Genomic DNA, 20515 nt, shown 5'->3' on the forward strand with positions numbered 1-20515 from the left:
CAAAGGGCCGATCAATCTGACCAGCCCTTTGTGATGCCTGCGATCAGCCCGCTATTGCGGCGCTGCGATCAATCGCTCCAGCGTCCGCGCCAATTGCGCCTGTTCCGGTACGCGGATGCCGAACTCGCTGCCCAGCAGGCCAATCAGTTCCTGCACATCCGTCACCTCCCGCCGCTCGCTGTCATGGCCGATCCGGTGAATGGCGAAGCTGCCGTTATTGAGCGTACGGCGCCAGCCCTCCCCGGTGCGCGCCACCATCAACTGCCTGACGAAAGTCGACTCGGGGTGGGTCGAGACGTACCAGTTGCCCACAGCAAAATCGATATCTTCCTGGCGTTGCAGGTCGAAGATGTACATCGATCGCCATTCACCGGCTACGTTGGCGCGCAGGGTAAAACCGTCGACGTGCAGGTCGATGCGATACGATTCGTGCGGGGTGAGTTGTTCGGCGCGGGAATCGAGCAACAGTGGCGCGGTCGGCACCATGCCGCCGAAGCCGACGTCGGTGATGTAGCGTACGTCATCGATGATGACCAGGCTCAGGCGATGGGTTCGGGCCGTCCAGGCGCCCTCCGGTTGCCCCATCACTACCCGACCACTGATGGCGCGGGCGTCGAAACCCAATTCCTGAAGCAAGGCCAGAAACAGCTTGTTGAGTTCGTAGCAATAACCGCCACGGCCCGCATGCAAGACCTTGCGCTCGATGGACGGCAGGTCGATCAGCACCGGTTCGCCGGATAACGTGGTGAGGTTTTCAAACGGGAAAATCCCGGTATGGCGCAGTTGCAGTTGGCGCAAGGTTTCCAGGGTCGGTGCCGGGGGTGTATCGAAGCCCAGGCGTTGCAGATACAAAGCACGGTCAGTCAGGCGCGGCTCGCTCATCGTTCAATCCTTTTGCACGCAAGCGGCGGATTGCTCCGCCAGTGGTCGCTATGTATACGGGATCAGGCACGGCCACCGACAATTGATTTAGCCAATCATTCGTCATGAAAAACTCAACGCCGCTTGCGCGAACCCAATTGAATCCAGGTCGGTGCATGGTCGCTGGCATGGGGTTCATTGCGCACCCAGGCATCCACCCCGACGTCTTGCAGGTACGGGCTCAGGGCCGGGTTGAGCAGCAGATGATCAATGCGCAGACCGGAGTTTTTCTGCCAGTGCTGGCGGAAGTAATCCCAGAACGTGTAGAGCCGATCCTGCGGATGCAGGTGCCGCAATGAATCAGTCCAGCCCTGGTCCAGCAACCGCTGGTAGCACTCGCGACTCTGAGGTTGCAGCAAGGCGTCCTTGAGCCATGAGCGTGGGTTATAGATGTCCAGGTCGGTGGGCACCACGTTGTAGTCACCCGCCAGCACCACCGGATGTTCACTGCCTTGAAGCGCCTGCGCATGACGGATCAGTCGCTCGAACCATGCCAGCTTGTACTCGAATTTCGGCCCCGGCTGCGGGTTGCCGTTAGGTAAATACAGGCATCCCACCAGAACCCCGTGGACCGCGGCTTCCAGATAACGACTTTGGTTGTCGCTGTCATCGCCGGGCAACCCGCGCCGGCTTTCCAGCGGCTGCGCATCCCGCGCCAGGATTGCCACGCCGTTCCATGACGCCTGACCCTGCCAGATGGCGCCGTAGCCGAGCGCTTCAAGCTCGGCAGCCGGGAATGCGCTGTCCACTGCCTTCAATTCCTGCAAGCAGGCGATGTCCGGTTTTTCCCGTTCAAGCCAGGCCCGCAGGTTGGGCAGCCGGGCGCGCAGGCCATTGACGTTGAACGTGGCAATCCGCAGTTTCTTCATGACCGGACACTCCTGAGGGCGAGGTGCCTGAACTGTGACACCTGCCCTTTTCGGTGGTTGCATCCGCGGTCCCGGGGGCGGCAGCACCTTGAGCGCAAGCTGGTCGATTCGAGGGTGTCCGCAATTTCCCCGCCCGACACAGATCAACTGTGGGAGCGGGCTTGCTCGCGAATGCGCAGTGTCAGCCAACATCAATGCTGAATGGGCCGACGTCTTCGCGGGCAAGCCCGCTCCCACAGGGTTCGAGGGTGTCCGCAATTTCCCGCCCGACACAGCTCAACTGTGGGGCTTGCTCGCGAATGCGCAGTGTCAGCCAACATCAATGCTGAATGGGCCGACGTCTTCGCGGGCAAGCCCACACAGGGTTCTCGCTTGGCCATGGATCGGTGGCCCACCAAGGCCCCGCGCCACTCGTCAAGTGGATCGGCACCCACCACGCGCCCTGTCACACTAACCTCAGGTAACGACTCATCCTGGAGACGACCATGATGAACATAAAAATGACTTCGCTGCTCATGGCCGCATGGTTGTCGGCTACGTCCGTGGCCACCTTTGCGGCGTCCGGCGAGGGTCCTGGTACGACCGGTACGGCACCCGGCGCCACCCGCAGTTCAACCATGCTGCCAGACAGCAACAGGCCCAGCGATCCCTCGGGTAATAACGGGCGCGGGAAGAGCTCCGGCTCGTCAATGGGCAGCACCGGCGTCAATGGTCCGGGCAGTGGCGCTGGCGGCGGCACCGGTGCGCCCGGAGGCGGAACCGGCGGCGCTGGCGGCGGCACGGGCAGCTGGACAGGCAAAGGCAACCAATGACATGCCGCCATTGGCCGCCTTTTGTCAGCTGATACCTACATCGGCTTGATCGCCGGCGGGTTCCATTGGCCATTCAACGCCTCGGCTTTCGGGCCGTACAAACGCATGGTCAGATTGAATGAGCCTTTGGGCGCCGGCAGCCAGTTGGCCTCCAGATCCTTGCCGGGGCTTTCGTTCTGGAAATAGAGGTCCAGCGAGCCATCGACGTTGTGCTTGAACGGCATCCAGCTACTGACTGCAAAACGGTTGAGTGAGTTGCCGACCTGGAAACCTTGCGGGTCATACAGGGTGATCGACCAGAAAGCGTTAACCGGCGGTGTCTCGCCCTTGCTGAAATGCAACACGTATTTGTTCGCGCCATCGAGTGGCTTGCCGTTGCTGTCGCCGATGTTCAACGGATAAATCGCGTCCTCGGGCAGGTTGGCGCCGAGCCCCACCTGCGTAACGATGGCACGCTTTAGGTAGTAGTTGCCGTAGACGCCCATGGTGTCGGTGTTCATCGACCAGCCATTGACCTCCCGCGCCAGGGTCGGCACTTTCCAGCTCATCAAGGCCTGCGCATCCTTAGGCACCTTTTGCAGTGCGGCCTGGATTTGCGGGTCCAACGCGTCCATGTTGAACGACTTGCCGACTTCGATTCCAAGACGCTTGATCTGCGCCAGCATTGGCTGGTCGGTGCTGTGCGGCGGGTTCACCTTCAGCAACTCGGCAGCGTAAGTGAAGTAATCGGCAGCCGACATGGAGTCGACCTGAATCTTCGGTGGCGTTTTCATGTCCACCGCAGGGTCGACTTTCACGGTGACGGCTTCAGGCTCCTTTCCTAAGCGCGACAACGGCGTCACCGTGTAGCCGGCCTGGATCTTGTGCACCGCCGCGTAATCCTCTGCGCCGTCAGTCTTGGTCCTGCCGATGACCCAGACAAAGGGCGTTGGCGCCGGCAGATGGCTCATCCCGGCAGGCACCGTGCCCGTCCAGCCCGGTGGCGTCACGAGGAATTGTCCGGCCTCGGTACCCGTGGTGCGCCAGCCCGGCGACGCGAACACGTCGGTCCACATATCGAGCATTGGCAGCAGGTAGAAGCGTCCATCGGTATTCGGCGCGGCGATCACCAGCGGCTCCTTGCTCAAGTCCAGCCAGGCAATCGAATACAAGGTGTCGAAGTTGGAGCGCACCACCCCTTTGAAATCGGCTGGCGGGTACTGCGGCACACTGACAAACATGTTCATCGGGCCCTTGCCGAATTCCTTGCCCGGCTCGATGTTGGTGAATTGCTTGCGGGTGACGTCCATGCTCAGCAGCGGGTAAAAATAGATGTAGGCATCCACGCCGATGGCATGCGCTTGTTCGGCGGTGATTTTCGGTTGCGCTTGGCTGGCCAGCGGAAAAGTGGCAGCGGCTGCGACGGTCAGAGCAACGGCTGTCAACGTTTGAGGTAGCAACATGTTGGCGATCGTCCGTACGTGGGGGAGCCTGCCGGGTTCGACAGCGCTAACGGAACTCTAGACGATCAATTCTGACCGGCCAGCAAGACGGTCCACCGGCAACAAAAGCACTTCAACGATCGGAGCGCATCAATGCCTCGCCACCACCGGCCATCGACAATGTGGCCACGCGGTTGCGACCCGAATGTTTGGCTTGATACAACGCCGCATCGGCCCGCTCGACAAACACGTCCATGCTGTCACGCCCCGAGGGCACGAACGAATAGCAGCCCAGGCTGACCGTCACGTAGCCATTGGGTGAGCCGGTGTGAGTGATGTTCTTGTCGATGACACTGCGACGGATCTGCTCGGCAATCGTCATGGCGCCGTGAATGTCGGTGTCGGGCAGCAGCACCGCAAACTCTTCACCGCCGTAACGCACCGCCAGATCGGCCTTGCGGTGGCAGCAACTCTTCAGCGCACGCGCCACTTCGGCCAGGCAGTGATCCCCCACCACGTGGCCGTAGGTGTCGTTGACCCGCTTGGAAACAGGGATGATCCACTCGCCGTTTTCCCGGCTGCGGATGGCCGGGCCGATATGCGCGACCGACGATACGTTCTGCTGGTGATACTTGAAGTACTCGCGATCCGCGACCCCGGTACCCCGGGGCAGGTTTTCAAACGAGGTCACCACCCACTGGCCCTTCTGGTCGAACAACAGGATGCCGTGTAATTGATCCAGTGCCAGCATTCGCCGGGCAAAGGTCTGCTGCAAGCGGGGTCGCATGTCCTGGCCGAAACCGTCGACCTGAATCCAGTCCACCAGGCTGGTCAGCACCAGGTCAGCCTTCATGAAGGTGTCTTCGGCTTGCTGCGCCATGGCCCGCGTCAAGTTCGAAGACGCCACTTGCGCCAGACTCAGATCATGGCGACGGGATTGTTCCAGTTGCAGGTAGAGCAAACCGCACAGGCACAGACACACCGTGGCAATGAACAACACCGCGGCCTTGCGCAGCGGTATGCGTTTCAATGCAACGCCAGGGGCCTGCTCCGGGTTGTTAAAGCGCGTGGGCAAAAGTTCATCCTGTCAGGGACAAGACATGGGCAACGGCCCAAAGCCCTCAGTTTTTGTGGGCCGTAGTTTACGGGGTGATCCACGACGAAGGGGCAACCACTTGCCCGGTGGCGCTGCAAACATGACCCTGGGCAGTACTGTCTGCGCGTCAACGAGCTACGATTAGACTGACCTCCATACAAGGAATCGACATGAGCAAGGCAGACGAGCTCGCTGCAAAAATGAAACGGACAGGGCTGACCAGCGCAGATCAGGCGATCGATGGCTGGCCGGGCCAGGTCTACGAACTGTATCAACGGATAGAGCACTGGCTGCAGCCCTTGACCGAAGCGGGCCTGGTCCTGCGGCGCAATGCCACCCATGTGTTCGAAAGTCATCCCGAGGGTGGCTCCTACGATTACGCCATCGACCAGTTGGTGATCACCGGCAACGGGCACAGCATTACCTTTGACCCGATTGCACGCTTCACCACCGATGGCGAGGGACGGATCGAAATCCACACAACAGGCAACGAACTCGCCCTGTTGCGCACCGTGGACGAACACGGCGAAACACACTGGTGGCTACAAACGATCGAGCAAGCCACAGCACAACAGGATGCGGTGGCGCTGACAGAAAGCGATCTGCTTGTAGTGGTGCAACAAGGGTTGGCGCTTTAGTAAGGTTGCCTAAGGGTTCGGGAAACTGTAGGAGCCAGCCTGCTGGCGATGGACTCGAATGCGCCGCGTTCATCCAGTTCACCCGCGCTATCGTTAACGACCATCGCTGGCAAGCCAGCTCCCACAAGGGGCCATGCCCACGCTGAAACTGTAGGAGCCAGCTTGCTGGCGATGGACTCCAGTGCGCCGCGTTCATCCAGTTCACCCGCGTTATCGTTAACGACCATCGCTGGCAAGCCAGCTCCCACAAGGGACCATGCCCACGCTGAAACTGTAGGAGCCAGCCTGCTGGCGATGGACTCCAGCACGCCGCGTTCATCCAGTTCACCCGCGTCATCGTTAACGACCATCGCTGGCAAGCCAGCTCCCACAAAGGACCGTGCCCACGCTGAAACTGTAGGAGCCAGCTTGCTGGCGATGGACTCCAGTGCGCCGCGTTCATCCAGTTCACCCGCGTTATCGTTAACGACCATCGCTGGCAAGCCAGCTCCCACAAAGGGCCATGCCCACGCTAAAACTGTAGGAGCCAGCTTGCTGGCGATGGACTCGAATGCGCCGCGTTTATCCAGTTCACACGCGTTATCGTTAACGACCATCGCTGGCAAGCCAGCTCCTACAAGGGACCGTGCCCGCGCTCCAAACCAGTGGAAACCCCAAAAAATGGCGCTCCCGAGGCGTCTTTTCAGTCTTTGATTACTGTTGGTTCTGCCCCGTCACCACCAGCGGGAGCTCTGCCTGACGCAAGTCCAGGGGAGGCAATTTCGTCGGCTGACTCAAGCCCTGCAACACCCGGGCATCGTAATCATAAATGTCCGGCTTGAACGTCACCCGCCCGTCATTGCTCAGGTCCACGGTCCAATAGGCGAGCAGCACCGGCACCTTCACCGGCAGCTGGATATTCTCGGTCCTGCCATTGGCCAACTGCTTTTGAATCCCGGCACTGTTCCAGCGCACCGGGTCGTTGAACAACAATTCGACCAGTTGCAGCGGGTTTTCCACGCGGATGCAGCCCGAGCTGGTGGCCCGGACCGTCTTGGCAAACAGCTCGCGGTGCGGCGTGTCATGCAGGTAAATCGCATAGTCGTTGGGGAAGCGGATCACCACCTGCCCCAACGAACTGTCGGGGCCGGCATCCTGACGCAGACGGATGCCTCGCGGGTTGCTCCAGTCAACGTCCGACGGATCGAGCACATTGCCTTCGCGATCAAGCACGCGAATCCGGTTGGCCGTCAGATAGCCAGGATCGTTCTGGACTTTTGGAATCACGTCCTGCTTGAGGATGGTCGGTGGCACGGTCCAGGTCGGGTTGAACGTGATGTAGGTGATTTCGGCCTGGAACACCGGCGTACTGCGCACCGGCTTGCCGACCTGCACCCGCGAACGCCAGATCGGCAGACCGTCGCGGTACATCGCCACCTTGTAGCCGGCGATATCGACGATCACGAACGTGCCCTGAAGTTTGTACAACAGCCAACGGGCGCGCTCCATGTTGACCCGCACCTGATCGATCCGCGCCTCAACCGGCACGTTCAGCGCCGCCAGCGTCGCCGCCCCCGCCACGCCGTCGGCCCCCAGGTATTGCTCGGTCTGATACTTCTTCACCGCGGCGATGACCTTGTCGTCGTAAGCGGCTTTTTTCGCCAGGTGCGGGTCCAGGTACCCGCCCGCCACCAGGCGCGCACGCAATTGACCGACCGCCACACCGTCCATGCCGGGCTTGAGCGATTGGCCTTCGGTGACTTTCGGCCAGCCACCCGCATCACGCACCTGGCGCAACCGGGCCAGGCCTTCGCGCAAATTGCGGTAAATCTCTTCCTGAGGAGGCGCCTCGGCGAATGCACGTGCCACGTCATGGGCATCAAGGGCGGCGAACAGGTTGTTCATGTCCTCGCGGGCATTGCCGCCGGCAGGATCGAAATTCCAGTGAATGTCCAGCCGCGACGGATCGACCTTGCCCCGGCGCAGTTGCAGCAGCGCAGTGATGAAGGTGCGGGTGGCCGCCATGTCGAACATCGCCCGCTGCGCCGTGGAAGGCATGGCGGCCATCAGCGATTCATGGGCCTGGGCCAGTTCGGTGATACGGAAATCCGCCGGGGTCAGGCCGTCGATCCGGGTGTCTTCGAGGCTCTTGAGCAACTGCAGCACATCACGATCATCCGTCCACGCGGCGCGATAGTTGCGATGCATATAGAAATCCAGCACCACCCGGCTGACGTCCGCACGCTGATTGCGCCTTGAAGTGAGCAACGGCGGAAAGGCCGAGCGCAACGGTTCCAGCGTTGCCTGAATCGCCTGGCCGACCGCATCGTCAGGCGCCGCGGCATCGCTTGTGCTGCTCGCTGCAGATACCGGCTCAATCGGCGAGGTTTGCGCAAAGGCCGCACCGCTGATCAGAAAGCCCATAAAAAACATGCGGCTTATGACGAATGACCTTGTTAATTGCACCATGGATAATCCTTAATCCCCCTGATTCAACGGCGCCAGCTTTGCGCTCGCTGCTAGACTCGAAATTATCATGATGAGACCCGACTATGGCGCTAAACCGCTTTGGCCTTTTATTTGCCATTTTACTGACGTGCCTTTCAGTAACGTCAGCCTACGCCGATTCGCTTGAAAACGCGCTGGTCAAAGCAGCACCAGGTGCCGACGCCAAAGTGATTGCCCTGGCCGTTCGCGCCACCCAATGCAGCCGTGCCCAAGGCGTCGCCCCGGCCCAAAGACTGGCGGTGATCGATTACTCCCTGCCTTCGACTGAACAACGCCTGTGGGTCTTCGACCTTAAACGGCGCAAGTTGCTGTTTCACGAACTGGTCGCCCATGGCCGCAACAGCGGCGAAAACATGGCCACGCTGTTCTCCAACCGCAACGAAAGCCACGCCACCAGCCTCGGCCTGTTCCGCACCCGGCAAAGCTATCTCGGCCAGAACGGATACTCGCTGCGCATGGAAGGCCTGGAGCCCGGTTTCAACGACAACGCCTTTGACCGGGCCATCGTCATTCACGGCGCTCCCTACGTCAGTCCGGTGCTGGCCCGCGCCAATGGCCGCATCGGCCGCAGCCTGGGTTGCCCGGCTGTCAGACCGGCAATTGCCCATCGGCTGATTGATTCGATGAAGGACGGCCAGTTGTTGTTTTCCTACTACCCGGACCAGCGCTGGTTGAAGTCGTCCTCCTACATCAACTGCGGCGACACCGTGGCCTCAAGGGAAAAGTCCACTTCAAGCCAGAAAGCGACGTCCAACCTGTCAAAACTGTAATCTTCGCCTCAGCCTGCTGAAAGGCACCGCCTGCTAGCCTCATCGACAAGTTCAACAGGCTGACGAGCGGAACACACGGCATGCACTCCCACACTTCAAGACGCACCTTCGTCAAAGGGCTGGCCATCGGCGGGCTCTTCGGCGGCCTCGGGTTATGGCGCACGCCGGTCTGGGCGATCAGCAGTCCCGGCGAACCGCAGGTGTTGGCCGGCAATGATTTCGACCTGTTCATCGGCGAATCCCCGGTCAACTTCAGCGGCACCCCGCGCACTGCACTGACCATCAACGGTGGCATTCCCGGCCCGCTGCTGCGTTGGCGTGAAGGCGATACGGTGACGCTGCGGGTACGCAACAGACTCAAGGACAGCACCTCCATTCACTGGCACGGCATCTTGCTGCCGGCCAACATGGACGGCGTGCCGGGCCTGAGTTTCAAGGGCATCGAGCCGGGCGGTGTGTACGTCTACCAGTTCACCGTGCGGCAGAACGGCACCTACTGGTATCACAGCCATTCGGGGTTTCAGGAACAGTCCGGCGTCTACGGCCCGCTGGTGATCGACGCCAAGGACCCGGAGCCGTTCCAGTACGACCGCGACTACGTGGTGATGCTCAGCGACTGGACCGACGAAGACCCGGTCGACCTGATGAAGGCGCTGAAAAAACAGTCCGATTACTACAACTTCAACAAGCGCACCGTGGGCGACTTCATCCACGACGTCAGCGAAAAAGGCTGGGGGTCGACCGTCGCCGACCGCAAGATGTGGGCCGAGATGAAGATGAACCCCACTGACCTCGCGGACGTCGGCGGCGCCACTTACACCTACCTGTTGAACGGCCAGGCGCCGGACATGAACTGGACCGGGGTGTTCCGCCCGGGGGAAAAGCTGCGGCTGCGCTTCATCAACGGCTCGGCCATGAGTTACTTCGACGTGCGCATCCCCGGCCTGAAAATGACCGTGGTCGCCGCCGATGGCCTCCATGTCAAACCGGTGACCGTCGACGAGTTTCGCATTGCCGTGGCGGAAACCTTCGACGTAATCGTCGAACCGACCGAAGCGGCCTACACCCTGTTCGCCCAGGCGATGGATCGCACTGGCTACGCACGCGGCACCCTGGCGGTGCAGGCGGGACGGGTAGCGCCGCTGCCGGCACTGGACCCACGCCCCCTGGTGACCATGGATGACATGGGCATGGCCGGCATGGACCACGGCAGCATGGCGGGCATGGATCACAGCAACATGCCCGGCATGCAGTCCCATCCCGCCTCGGAAACCGACAACCCGCTGGTGGACATGCAAGCCATGTCCACCTCACCGAAACTCGACGACCCCGGCATGGGCCTGCGCAACAACGGGCGCCGCGTGCTCACCTACTCCGACCTGCGCAGCACCTTCGAAGACCCGGACGGCCGCGAGCCTGGTCGCACCCTTGAGCTGCACCTGACCGGACACATGGAAAAGTTCGCCTGGTCGTTCAACGGCGTGAAGTTTTCTGATGCAGAGCCCTTGCGCCTCAAGTACGGCGAACGGCTGCGGATCGTGCTGGTCAACGACACGATGATGATGCACCCCATCCACCTGCACGGCATGTGGAGCGACCTCGAAGACGAGAACGGCGAGTTCATGGTGCGCAAGCACACCATCGACATGCCACCGGGCTCCCGGCGCAGCTATCGGGTCACTGCCGACGCACTCGGCCGCTGGGCCTATCACTGCCATCTCCTGTACCACATGGAAATGGGCATGTTCCGTGAAGTTCACGTGGAAGAATGAGGCGCACCCCATGACTCGATTCACCCCGGTTTTTCTCGCACTCGTGACCTCGACAGCGATGGCCGCCAGCGACGACATGCAAGGCATGGATCACAGCCAGATGGACCACAGTCAGATGCAAAGCATGGACGACGGCCAGATGCAGCCCGCCGCCCCCAGCGAAAGCCGTACGCCGATCCCGGTGCTGACCGATGCCGATCGCGCGGCGGTGTATGTCGATCCCGCCGGCCACCATGTGCACGACAACACACTCAATTCGTTTTTCCTCGCCGACAAACTGGAATGGCAGGACGCCGATGACGGCAGCACCCTGGCCTGGGATTTGTCCGGCTGGGTCGGCGGCGATATCGATCGCCTGTGGCTGCGCTCCGAAGGCGAGCGCACCAACGGCGTGACCGAGGATGCGGAAATCCAGGCCCTGTGGGGCCACGCCATATCCCCGTGGTGGGACGTGGTCAGCGGCGTGCGCCAGGACTTCAAACCCGGCGCCCCGCAAACCTGGGCCGCCTTCGGCGTGCAAGGCATGGCGCTGTACAACTTCGAGGCCCAAGCCACGGCCTTCATCGGCGAAGGCGGCCAGAGCGCCGTGCGGCTGGAGGGCGACTACGACATCCTGCTGACCAACCGGCTGATCCTGCAGCCGACCGTCGAACTCAACGCCTACGGCAAAAACGATCCGCAACGGGGCATCGGCGCGGGGCTGTCCAACACCGAAGCCGGCCTGCGCCTGCGCTACGAAATCCGCCGGGAATTCGCGCCTTACCTCGGCGTGACCTGGAACCGCACCTACGGCAACACCGCCGACTACGCCAACGACGAAGGCGAGGACCGCAGCGAAGCCCGCCTCGTGCTCGGTGTTCGGATGTGGTTCTGAACAGACTCACCCAAAACCAACAACAACCGCTTCGAGCGGTAAAGGACCTTGCATGCGCATCATCAAACCCACCGCCGTCGTTATCGCGTTACTCAGCGCTCTGCTCATGAGCACCCTCGCTCAAGCGCACCCCAAACTGCTCGCCTCCACCCCAGTGGAAGGCGCAGAAGGTGCGCCGCCCGACAAGATCGAACTGCACTTCTCAGAAAACCTCGTCACCCAGTTTTCCGGCGCGAAACTGCTGATGACCGAAATGGCCGGCATGGCCCACGCCCCGATGCCGGTCAAGGCCAGGGTCAGCGGCGGCAGTGATCCGAAAACCATGCTCATCACCCCGACAGCCCCTCTGGTTGCCGGCACCTACAAGATCGAATGGCGCGCGGTGTCCTCGGACACCCACCCGATCACCGGCAGCGTCACGTTCAAAGTGAAATGATCAATGAGCGACTCGGCCAACGTCGTTCTGCGGTTTGTGTTGTATGTGGATTTGATGCTGTTGTTTGGCGTGGCGCTGTTCGGGCTCTACAGCTTTAAAGGACAGGAACGGCGATCCGGGACGGTGCTGCCCTTTCGCCGATTGCTGACGGGAACTGCCGGGCTCGGTGCGCTGCTGTCCATCGCCGGCATGGTGCTGATGGTCCGCGCCATGAGCGGCGAGTCAGACGTTGCCGAGCTACGCCCCCACCTCGAGATGATGCTGTTCGAGACAGACGTCGGGATGGCCTGTGCCGTGCGGATGATTGCGTTGGCGGTCGCAGGCCTGGCGGTGATGCTCAACCCACGCGCCCCCGGCCTCAGCCTGGTGATCGCCAGCACTGCCGGCGGCATCGCCCTCGCCAGCCTGGCCTGGAGCGGGCATGGCGCCATGGACGAAGGCAGCCGTCGTTACTGGCACTTCACCACAGACATCCTGCACCTGCTGGTAGCGGGCGCCTGGCTCGGCGCATTGCTGGCGTTTGCATTGATGGCGCAACCCCGGGCCGTGCAAACCGAAGCACACATACGGTTGTTGGTTCACGCCGTCAGGCGATTCGAACTTGTCGGTGCGCTGGTCGTCGTGATCATCACCGTGACGGGCGTGGTGAACTACCTGTTCATCGTCGGGCCGAAACTGGATGAGGTTTTACTCAGCCACTACGGAATTTTGCTGGCGATCAAAGTGCTGCTGTTTGCCGGAATGCTGGCTTTGGCGGCGCTGAATCGCTTTCATCTTGGCCCCTTGCTGGAGCGGTCGTTGCGGGAAGGCCAATATCGCGTGGCAGCCCATGCACTTCGGCGCAGTGTTGTGGTGGAAATGGCCGCGGCGGTTTTGATTGTGGGGTTGGTGGCGTGGCTGGGGACGTTGAGCCCGGAAGTGGAATGAGCCATCTTCAGGGCGTTGATTTTTCACACCGGTGAAAGTTTCACTACACTCCCCTTTCAAAACCACTCCAGCACAAAAGCCCGATAACAATGACGAAAATCAATAGAGCAATGATGCTCGGCGGCTTGCTCGCACTCTCCCTTGGCGCCCAGGCAGAACCTTCGCATCTGGACAGCGTCATGCAACGGGGACAACTGCGCGTTTGTACCACCGGCGACTACAAACCCTACACCCTTAAAGCCGAGGACGGCGCGTATTCCGGCATCGACATCGCCATGGCCCACGCCCTGGCCGACAGCCTGGGCGCCAAGGTCGAGTGGGTGCCCACCACCTGGAAAACCCTGATGCCTGACATGCTCGCCGGCAAGTGCGACATCGCCATGGGCGGCATCTCGGTCACCCTGGAACGGCAGAAAAAAGCCTTCTTCAGCAACATCCTGGACGTCGACGGCAAAATCCCGCTGGTGCGTTGCGAAGACCAGGCGCTGTACCAGACTGTCGAACAGATCAACCGACCCTCGGTTCGCCTGGTCGAACCCGCCGGCGGCACCAACGAAGCGTTCGTCCACACCTACCTGCCCCAGGCGCAATTGCAGCTGCGCGATAACCTGAGCATCTTCCAGGAACTGCTGGATAAAAAGGCTGACGTGATGATCACCGATGCGTCGGAGGCGCTGTACCAGCAGAAGCTCAAACCGGGCCTGTGCGCCGTCAACCCGACGCACTACCTGCAATACGGCGAAAAAGCCTACCTGCTGCCCCGTGACGACATTACCTGGAAGCTGTACGTCGATCAGTGGCTGCACCTGGCCAAGGCAATGGGCATTTATCAGAAAATTCGACGGCAGTGGCTGGCGGTGCCTGAGGGCAAATAACGGCGTGCCAAGGTGCCTGGTCATGGCTTATTAAATCTCGTTACACACTTGAAACTGCTCTCGCACCGGTAGCAGGCCACGCGTTGACAAGGGAAACATCCGACATTTTCGTGCTGAATTAAACAAGCCTGGTTTCCGGTATTCGGACTCCTGAGCCTCGTCATCCCATTCCTGATAAACTCCCCCACCTCCCAGCCTCACCGATTCCAGATTCCCAATGTCCGCAGCCAACGCTTCACCCGCCCCGCTCTCCCGCCGTTTCTCCGTCGCACCCATGATGGATTGGACTGACCGCCACTGCCGCTTCTTCCTGCGCCTGATGTCGAAAAACGCCCTGCTCTACACCGAAATGGTCACCACCGGTGCCCTGCTCAACGGCGATCACGAGCGTTTCCTGCGGCACAACGAGGCCGAGCATCCGCTGGCCCTGCAGCTTGGCGGCAGTGTGCCGCTGGACCTGGCGGCGTGCGCGCGCATGGCGCAGGAGCATGGTTACGACGAGGTGAACCTGAATGTCGGCTGTCCGAGCGATCGGGTGCAGAACAATATGATCGGCGCGTGCCTGATGGGGCATCCGCAGTTGGTGGCCGATTGTGTGAAGGCGATGCGTGATGCGGTGTCGATTCCGGTGACGGTCAAGCATCGTATCGGGATCAATGGCCGGGACAGTTACGAGGAGCTGTGTGATTTCGTCGGCACGGTGCGGGATGCCGGGTGCACCAGTTTTACCGTGCACGCGCGGATTGCGATTCTGGAGGGGTTGTCGCCGAAGGAGAATCGTGACATTCCGCCCCTGCGTTATGACGTGGCGGCGCGGTTGAAGGCGGATTTTCCGGAGCTGGAGATCATTCTCAACGGCGGGATCAAGACGCTGGAGGCCTGCCACGAGCATTTGCAGACGTTCGACGGCGTGATGCTGGGCCGCGAGGCGTATCACAACCCTTATGTGATGGCCGAGGTGGATCAGCAGCTGTTCGGCAGTACGGCGCCGGTGATCAGCCGCGCCGAGGCGCTGGCGCAGCTGCGGCCCTATATTGCGGCGCATATCGATGCCGGTGGTTCGATGCACCACATCACCCGGCATGTGCTGGGCCTGGGCACCGGGTTTCCGGGAGCGCGCAAGTTCCGGCAGCTGTTGTCGGTGGATATTCACAAGGCGAAAGATCCGTTGGCGCTGCTGGATCAGGCGGCGGCGTTGCTCGAAGGGCGTTAACGGTCGGTTTCGTTGAACCTGTGGGGCGTTTGGGCATCGTATTCATCGATACCACGCCCCGCCCTTCAAACAATTGTTTTCAGGTTGTTGCCGCAGGGGCCGTCTATACACGTACACGCCCTTGAGTGGCTGTCAGCGCTCGGGTAATGTCATCAGACCCATAGGACAGAGCACGCCCATGACTTCCAAGCTGGAACAACTCAAACAAATGACCACCGTGGTTGCCGACACCGGCGACTTCGAAGCGATCGCTCGCGTTAAACCGGTGGACGCCACCACCAACCCTTCCCTGCTGCTCAAGGCCGCGGCCATTCCTGCGTATGCCGAGCTGCTGAACGCCAGCGTCAACGACTGCAAGGGCGATGTGGGCCTGGCCAGCGACCGTTTCGGCGTGGCCGTGGGTCAGGAAATCCTGAAAGTGATCCCGGGCCGCATTTCCACCGAAGTGGATGCGCGCCTCTCGTTCGATACCGATGCCATGCTCAAGCGCGCCCATCGCCTGATCGAGCTGTACGACAAGGCCGGCATTGGCCGCGACCGCGTACTGATCAAGATCGCCTCCACCTGGGAAGGCATCCGCGCCGCCGAGATCCTGGAAAAGGAAGGCATCCAGACCAACCTGACCCTGCTGTTCTCCTTCGCCCAGGCCGCCGCCTGTGCCGATGCCGGGGTGTTCCTGATTTCGCCGTTCGTGGGCCGTATCTACGACTGGTACAAGAAAGCCAACGGCAACGATTACACCGGCGCGGATGATCCGGGCGTGCAGTCGGTGACGCGCATCTACAACTACTACAAGGCCAACGACTACAAGACCGTGGTCATGGGGGCGAGCTTCCGCAATCTGGGCCAGATCGAACAACTGGCCGGCTGCGACCGCCTGACCATCAGCCCGGACCTGATCGACAAGCTGGCAGCGGACACCGGCAAGCTGGAACGCAAGCTCACGCCTGGCCATGCCGGTGAAGCGCGCCTGAGCCTCAACGAATCGCAGTTCCGCTGGTTGTCCAACGAAGATGCGATGGCGACCGAGAAGCTGGCTGAAGGTATTCGTCAGTTCGCACGGGATCAGGAGAAGCTTGAGGCGCTGCTGCAGGCCAAGCTGTGATCTGAGCGGGTGTCATGCAAAAAAAGGGTGAACCCTGGTGGGTTCGCCCTTTTTTTGTCAGCAATCTCGCACTCACAGGGATTGTGGGTTGAAACCGAATCGTGCGCTGAGTGCAAAACCAATGTGGGAGCGGACTTGCTCGCGAAGGAGGCCTCGCATTCAACATCGCAGTGAACGGACTGACGCCTTCGCGAGCAAGCCCGCTCCCACAGTGGATTGTGGTGAATGGCGAATCTGTGTTTAGCCAGACAAGACCGCATCACCTCAAGGGATCAGTGCCGCTCCAGCGCATTCACCAGGTCATGGAAGGCTTCACGATTGGTGTCGTTCAGCCCCATGAGGATCTTGTGCGCTTCAAGCACCTTGATCCGCACCACTTCTTCGGACTGATCCTGGTCTGGCAGGTCATCCAGGCATTCCGGGCAGGGCACCGGCTTGTCGACGATGTTGAAAACCTGCTCGAAGCCCATGGACTGCAACAGTCGCGTGATGTCTTCGTGGGTGGTGACGACGGTCGGCAGCAGGCCGACTTTCTGCCGCGACAGGATCGACAGCTTGGCCAGCAGGCCAAGCGTGGTGCTGTCGATACTGCGGGTTTCGGTCAGATCGATCACGATCGCGTTGAAATTCAATGCGCTGAAGATCCGCTCAATAGTCGCATCCAACGCCGAACACAGGGTCAGGCGAACTTCACCGACGAACTTCAGGACGAAGGTGCCGTCCTGCTCGGCGAACTGGATTCTACCGGTACTCATCAAAGATTCCTGCTCAACACCAACAGGGCGATATCATCCGGCATCTCCCCTAGCGTGGCCAATCCAAAAACCTGCCGCAGCCCATCCAGGGTGCCGCCCGCCGCCTTGACCCTTTGGGGCAATGCCGCTTCTTTTTCTTTGAGTGTGGGTTCTGGCAAAAGGTCCAGAATGCCATCAGACATCAGCGTCAGGCTGAACGTCGGTGGCAATTCCAGCACGTGGTCTTCATAGGTGGCTTCGTTGAAGAGGCCCACCGGCAGACCACGCCCTTCCAGATAACGAACACTGTCTGGCGTGTACAACACCGGCAACGGCAAATGACCGCCGATGCTATAGGTCAACAAACCGGTCTCCTCGTCGATGACTCCACCGACCATTGTGACGTGTTTGCCCAGCTTACAACTGATCAGGCCCCGGTTGATATGACCAAGAACCTCTGAAGGCTTGAATTCCGGCAAGGTGCCGCTGCGCTTGGACTCGAACAGCAGGCGCGTGGTCATGAACTTCAACAGCACGGTGACGAAGGCTGAAGAGGCGCCATGCCCGGAAACGTCCGCCAGGTAAAACGCTACCCGACGCTCGTCGACGCGAAAGTAGTCGACGAAATCACCCGACAGGTACAGCGACGGGATGATCTGGTGAGCAAATTTGAACTCGTTGATGGTCCATGGGCTGACCGGCAGCATGTTCATCTGCACCTGGCGACCGGCATTCTGGTCTTCCTGGAGCAGGTTCAGGCTGGCTTCGAGCTCGCGGTTGGCCTTCTCCAGCTTCTCGCGGTAGCGCTGGTTTTCCAGCAGCAGGCGCGCGCGATCCAGGGCCCGGCGCACAGAGTGCTCGAGCACCGCCAGATCTTCGAGAGGCTTGATCAGGTAGTCCGCCGCGCCCAGGCGCAGGGCCTCGACCGCGTCGTTCATCACGCCGGCACCCGACACCACGATCACTGGTGTTTGCGGCGACAGCTCGGTGACCTGACGGATGAGTTCGAGTCCGCCCATCTGCGGCATGCGCAGATCGCAGATGACCAAGTCGGGCTTGTCTTGCTCGAATACCTGAAGACCCTGCTGGCCATTGCTGGCCTGCAAGACGCTGAAACCACTGTCTTCCAAATAGGCGGCGAGGCTCGCGCGCACTACTTCGTCATCATCGATTATCAGCAGCGTGGCACTGGTTTTTGGCATGTGGGCAAACGGCGCCAGAATTAGGTTGGCGTAGCAGGCGGGGAACTTGACCCGGCACTCACTACTGGATTCGCTTTCTAGCCTCTCTGTCGCACCGCTTTCGGGCATTTGCCCTACACACGTGTACACCAGAGGTGCCCTTCTAAGGCGCAGACGGTACTCCCATCCGCGGGGCGTTTCAAGCTCACGCCGATGGTCGCTTGACGTCTTTGTTTGTCAAATCACCGAGAGTTATAAGAACAGTGAAATCCGTAACCCAATGGAAGGTTCGAACCCGCGAGTCAAACCGGTCGGGACTACAGTAAAAAGCCCGATTTACCCGCATGCGGGTCTTCGCAAACAAAAAAGGCGACCTTGATTGATGGCCGCCTTTTTTTTCAGTTTACCGGTCGAGATCAGAAATCGTCTTCGACCTGACCGTCTTTCACCTTGAATTCCCGGTTCTGCAAGTACGCATTACGGATGAAGGTGTACTTGTCGCCAGTGATCAGCTTCTCGCTCGACAGCAGGTTGGCACGCGTATCGATGATGTCCAGGGCGCGGAACGAGTTACGCACAGGAACGTCGTCTACATAGCGATAGGCGCCCGTGTAGCTGTCGACGTACTTGGACGGTGCATCGCGCAAGGTGCTTGGGCCCAGCAGTGGCAGCATCAGATAAGGGCCGCTGCCGACACCCCAGTAACCCAGCGTCTGGCCAAAATCTTCGTCATTGCGCTGCAGGCCCATTTTGGTGCCGACATCAATCACGCCCAGCAAGCCGAAGGTGGTGTTGAAAATGATGCGTGCGGTATCAACGCCCGCGGCATGAGGCTTGGCCTGCAGGATATCGTTGGCGAGGTTGCGCACATCGCCGATGTTGCGGAAAAAGTTGTGAACGCCGTCCTCGACAAACTGCGGCGTTATGTACTGGTAGCCCTGGGCCAATGGCTTCAGCGCATAGGTGTCGATCACGTCGTTGAACTTGTAGATCGGGCGGTTGACGCTTTCCCAAGGATCATCTTCCGAGGCTGCCTGGGCAACGAACGGAACCAGTATCACACTGGCGCATACACAAATCCTGGCTAGATGGTTGCTCCAGCGCATAGAAAAAAAACTCCTTGGTTTGTACCGGCTCGGGCGCCTGGCCCGGGCAATAAGTGGGCAAGTATAAGACGTAAACGCCGTTTAAGGCACTTTGCACTCATCCCGCGCCGGAGGAATCGTGCCAACTGTGAGCGATTCACATCCATGTCACTCAACTGTCACCGTCGCCCGCTAGCCTTCAAGCTATTTCAGGGACGTCCATATGCCGCTCGCCGAAGCCTTGCCCCAAACCGCACCCCGCCTGACCGCCGTCCTGTTCGGCCTCAGTGGCTGCCTTGTGGATTTCGGCGCGCACACCCGTCGCCACGGCAGCCACTCGGCCGAGCACGCAGAGTCCACACCTGGCGCACTGGACAGCCTGCTCAGTTTGCAGCGCCAGCAAATCCCCTGTGCCTGGCTTGATGAACTGCCCCCGGACCTCAGTCAGTCCCTGGCCGCTGCGCTGCCGGAATGGATCAAACCATCGCAACATCCCGCAACAATTAGCCCATGGCCCGCCCCGGATGCCTGCTGGCAAGCCTTGATGAACCTGAACGTTGACCGACTCGACGGCTGTGTACTGGTGAGTGGTGAACCGCGCCTGCTGCAAGCGGGGCTTAATGCCGGGCTGTGGACCATCGGCCTGGCGTCCTGCGGTTCGCTGTGCGGGTTGGCGCCCCGGCAATGGCAAGCGTTGACCCAGCAGGAGCGCGACATCAAGCGCGGCAAGGCCACGATGCAACTGTTCGGCCTGGGCGTGCATTCGGTGATCGATCACCTCGGTGAACTCGACACCTGCCTGGCAGACATCCAGTTGCGCCGGTTCAAAGGCGAAAAGCCCTGATCGAGATCATGCAGGTTAGGCAGGAGTGGATTAATCTAAAGGTCAGCCATAGACCTTTGGCGGACCGCTGCGGTCTATGCCAGTGCCAATCGAGAGAAGGAAGAACGCCATGCCTGCCCGCGAACTGCAAGAACAGCTCAATGCCCTGCGCGAGCAATTGGAACAGAATCCTCCATTGTCTGAAGCAGAACGCGCCGAACTGCACGAACTCATGCAGCAGATCGAATTGAAGCTTGAGCTGGAAACCAAAACCCAGGACTCCAGCCTTGCCGACGGCGTCAACCTGGCCGTGGAACGCTTCGAGCTCGAACACCCGACCCTTGCCGGCACCCTGCGCAACATCGGGCAGGCCTTGGCCAACATGGGAATCTGAACCCGACAATGCCTCTGCCTCTGTAGGAGCGAGCTTGCTCGCGATGGTGGGTCAGTCGACGCCAAGGTAGCTGACACTCCAT

21 protein-coding genes are annotated in these 20515 nt (G+C 60.6%); 12 read left to right on the forward strand and 9 right to left on the reverse strand.

What is annotated here, in order from left to right:
* Positions 1 to 51: 51 nt before the first annotated feature.
* Positions 52 to 882, reverse strand: coding sequence for an arylamine N-acetyltransferase family protein (locus AC3WN7_RS01200; protein ID WP_102675332.1), 831 nt, complete (start codon positions 880 to 882; stop codon positions 52 to 54).
* 113 nt (positions 883 to 995) lie between these two features.
* Complete coding sequence (locus AC3WN7_RS01205; protein WP_102675331.1) at positions 996 to 1790, reverse strand: exodeoxyribonuclease III; 795 nt, start codon at positions 1788 to 1790, stop codon at positions 996 to 998.
* Between the two features lie 485 nt (positions 1791 to 2275).
* Here AC3WN7_RS01205 and AC3WN7_RS01210 point away from each other — a divergent pair, with 485 nt between their 5' ends.
* Positions 2276 to 2602 carry a hypothetical protein gene (locus AC3WN7_RS01210; RefSeq protein ID WP_095965270.1) on the forward strand — a complete coding sequence of 109 codons (327 nt, stop codon included), beginning with the start codon at positions 2276 to 2278 and terminating at the stop codon, positions 2600 to 2602.
* A 35-nt stretch (positions 2603 to 2637) separates the two neighbouring features.
* On the opposite strand, the gene AC3WN7_RS01215 is transcribed toward AC3WN7_RS01210, so the two are convergent.
* Positions 2638 to 4044 (reverse strand): DUF1254 domain-containing protein, encoded by a 1407-nt coding sequence (locus tag AC3WN7_RS01215; protein WP_102675330.1) that lies wholly within the window; start codon positions 4042 to 4044, stop codon positions 2638 to 2640.
* A 112-nt stretch (positions 4045 to 4156) separates the two neighbouring features.
* Positions 4157 to 5098, reverse strand: coding sequence for a diguanylate cyclase (locus AC3WN7_RS01220; RefSeq protein ID WP_102675329.1), 942 nt, complete (start codon positions 5096 to 5098; stop codon positions 4157 to 4159).
* Between the two features lie 191 nt (positions 5099 to 5289).
* On the opposite strand from AC3WN7_RS01220, the gene AC3WN7_RS01225 reads away from it, so the two are divergent.
* Entirely contained in the window at positions 5290 to 5757 is a 468-nt protein-coding gene (locus tag AC3WN7_RS01225) for a hypothetical protein (protein WP_095965268.1), read from the forward strand.
* On the opposite strand, the gene AC3WN7_RS01230 is transcribed toward AC3WN7_RS01225, so the two are convergent.
* Together AC3WN7_RS01230 and AC3WN7_RS01235 are read right to left on the reverse strand one after the other, a co-directional pair.
* A complete protein-coding gene (locus AC3WN7_RS01230) occupies positions 5754 to 6353 on the reverse strand; it encodes a hypothetical protein (RefSeq protein ID WP_492575196.1) in 600 nt (199 codons plus the stop codon). The two genes, AC3WN7_RS01225 and AC3WN7_RS01230, sit on opposite strands and share 4 nt — an antisense overlap.
* A gap of 97 nt (positions 6354 to 6450) precedes the next feature.
* Positions 6451 to 8205, reverse strand: a complete 1755-nt coding sequence (locus tag AC3WN7_RS01235; RefSeq protein ID WP_102675327.1) for a L,D-transpeptidase family protein — start codon at positions 8203 to 8205, stop codon at positions 6451 to 6453.
* A gap of 83 nt (positions 8206 to 8288) precedes the next feature.
* Here AC3WN7_RS01235 and AC3WN7_RS01240 point away from each other — a divergent pair, with 83 nt between their 5' ends.
* The 8 genes from AC3WN7_RS01240 to tal all read left to right on the forward strand — a co-directional run bounded on the left by AC3WN7_RS01240 (position 8289) and on the right by tal (position 16216).
* Positions 8289 to 9014, forward strand: coding sequence for a murein L,D-transpeptidase catalytic domain family protein (locus AC3WN7_RS01240; RefSeq protein WP_095965265.1), 726 nt, complete (start codon positions 8289 to 8291; stop codon positions 9012 to 9014).
* 80 nt (positions 9015 to 9094) lie between these two features.
* Positions 9095 to 10786, forward strand: a complete 1692-nt coding sequence (locus AC3WN7_RS01245) for a copper resistance system multicopper oxidase (protein ID WP_102675326.1) — start codon at positions 9095 to 9097, stop codon at positions 10784 to 10786.
* A gap of 10 nt (positions 10787 to 10796) precedes the next feature.
* A complete protein-coding gene (locus tag AC3WN7_RS01250) occupies positions 10797 to 11660 on the forward strand; it encodes a copper resistance protein B (protein WP_095965263.1) in 864 nt (287 codons plus the stop codon).
* 52 nt (positions 11661 to 11712) lie between these two features.
* Positions 11713 to 12096, forward strand: coding sequence for a copper homeostasis periplasmic binding protein CopC (gene copC, locus AC3WN7_RS01255; RefSeq protein ID WP_095965262.1), 384 nt, complete (start codon positions 11713 to 11715; stop codon positions 12094 to 12096).
* Positions 12097 to 12099: 3 nt separating this feature from the next.
* Positions 12100 to 13023, forward strand: coding sequence for a copper homeostasis membrane protein CopD (gene copD, locus AC3WN7_RS01260; RefSeq protein ID WP_102675325.1), 924 nt, complete (start codon positions 12100 to 12102; stop codon positions 13021 to 13023).
* A gap of 113 nt (positions 13024 to 13136) precedes the next feature.
* Positions 13137 to 13898 carry a transporter substrate-binding domain-containing protein gene (locus AC3WN7_RS01265; RefSeq protein WP_102675324.1) on the forward strand — a complete coding sequence of 254 codons (762 nt, stop codon included), beginning with the start codon at positions 13137 to 13139 and terminating at the stop codon, positions 13896 to 13898.
* A gap of 217 nt (positions 13899 to 14115) precedes the next feature.
* Positions 14116 to 15111: a tRNA dihydrouridine(20/20a) synthase DusA gene (gene dusA, locus AC3WN7_RS01270; RefSeq protein ID WP_102675323.1), complete on the forward strand. Its 996-nt coding sequence runs from the start codon at positions 14116 to 14118 to the stop codon at positions 15109 to 15111.
* 178 nt (positions 15112 to 15289) lie between these two features.
* Positions 15290 to 16216 (forward strand): transaldolase, encoded by a 927-nt coding sequence (gene tal / locus AC3WN7_RS01275; RefSeq protein ID WP_095965258.1) that lies wholly within the window; start codon positions 15290 to 15292, stop codon positions 16214 to 16216.
* Positions 16217 to 16488: 272 nt separating this feature from the next.
* On the opposite strand, the gene rssC is transcribed toward tal, so the two are convergent.
* The 3 genes from rssC to AC3WN7_RS01290 all read right to left on the reverse strand — a co-directional run bounded on the left by rssC (position 16489) and on the right by AC3WN7_RS01290 (position 19237).
* A complete protein-coding gene (gene rssC, locus AC3WN7_RS01280; protein ID WP_007978612.1) occupies positions 16489 to 16971 on the reverse strand; it encodes an anti-sigma factor antagonist RssC in 483 nt (160 codons plus the stop codon).
* Positions 16971 to 18152 (reverse strand): two-component system response regulator RssB, encoded by a 1182-nt coding sequence (rssB, locus tag AC3WN7_RS01285; protein WP_033048238.1) that lies wholly within the window; start codon positions 18150 to 18152, stop codon positions 16971 to 16973. The genes rssC and rssB overlap by 1 nt, the downstream gene beginning before the upstream one ends.
* A 395-nt stretch (positions 18153 to 18547) precedes the next feature.
* Complete coding sequence (locus AC3WN7_RS01290) at positions 18548 to 19237, reverse strand: MlaA family lipoprotein (RefSeq protein WP_095965257.1); 690 nt, start codon at positions 19235 to 19237, stop codon at positions 18548 to 18550.
* A gap of 202 nt (positions 19238 to 19439) precedes the next feature.
* On the opposite strand from AC3WN7_RS01290, the gene pcrP reads away from it, so the two are divergent.
* A complete protein-coding gene (gene pcrP, locus AC3WN7_RS01295; RefSeq protein WP_102675322.1) occupies positions 19440 to 20060 on the forward strand; it encodes an HAD superfamily inactivated hydrolase PcrP in 621 nt (206 codons plus the stop codon).
* A gap of 109 nt (positions 20061 to 20169) precedes the next feature.
* Positions 20170 to 20433, forward strand: coding sequence for a DUF4404 family protein (locus tag AC3WN7_RS01300; protein ID WP_008053327.1), 264 nt, complete (start codon positions 20170 to 20172; stop codon positions 20431 to 20433).
* Positions 20434 to 20515: the final 82 nt, after the last annotated feature.

The organism is Pseudomonas sp. FW305-70 (assembly GCF_058783925.1).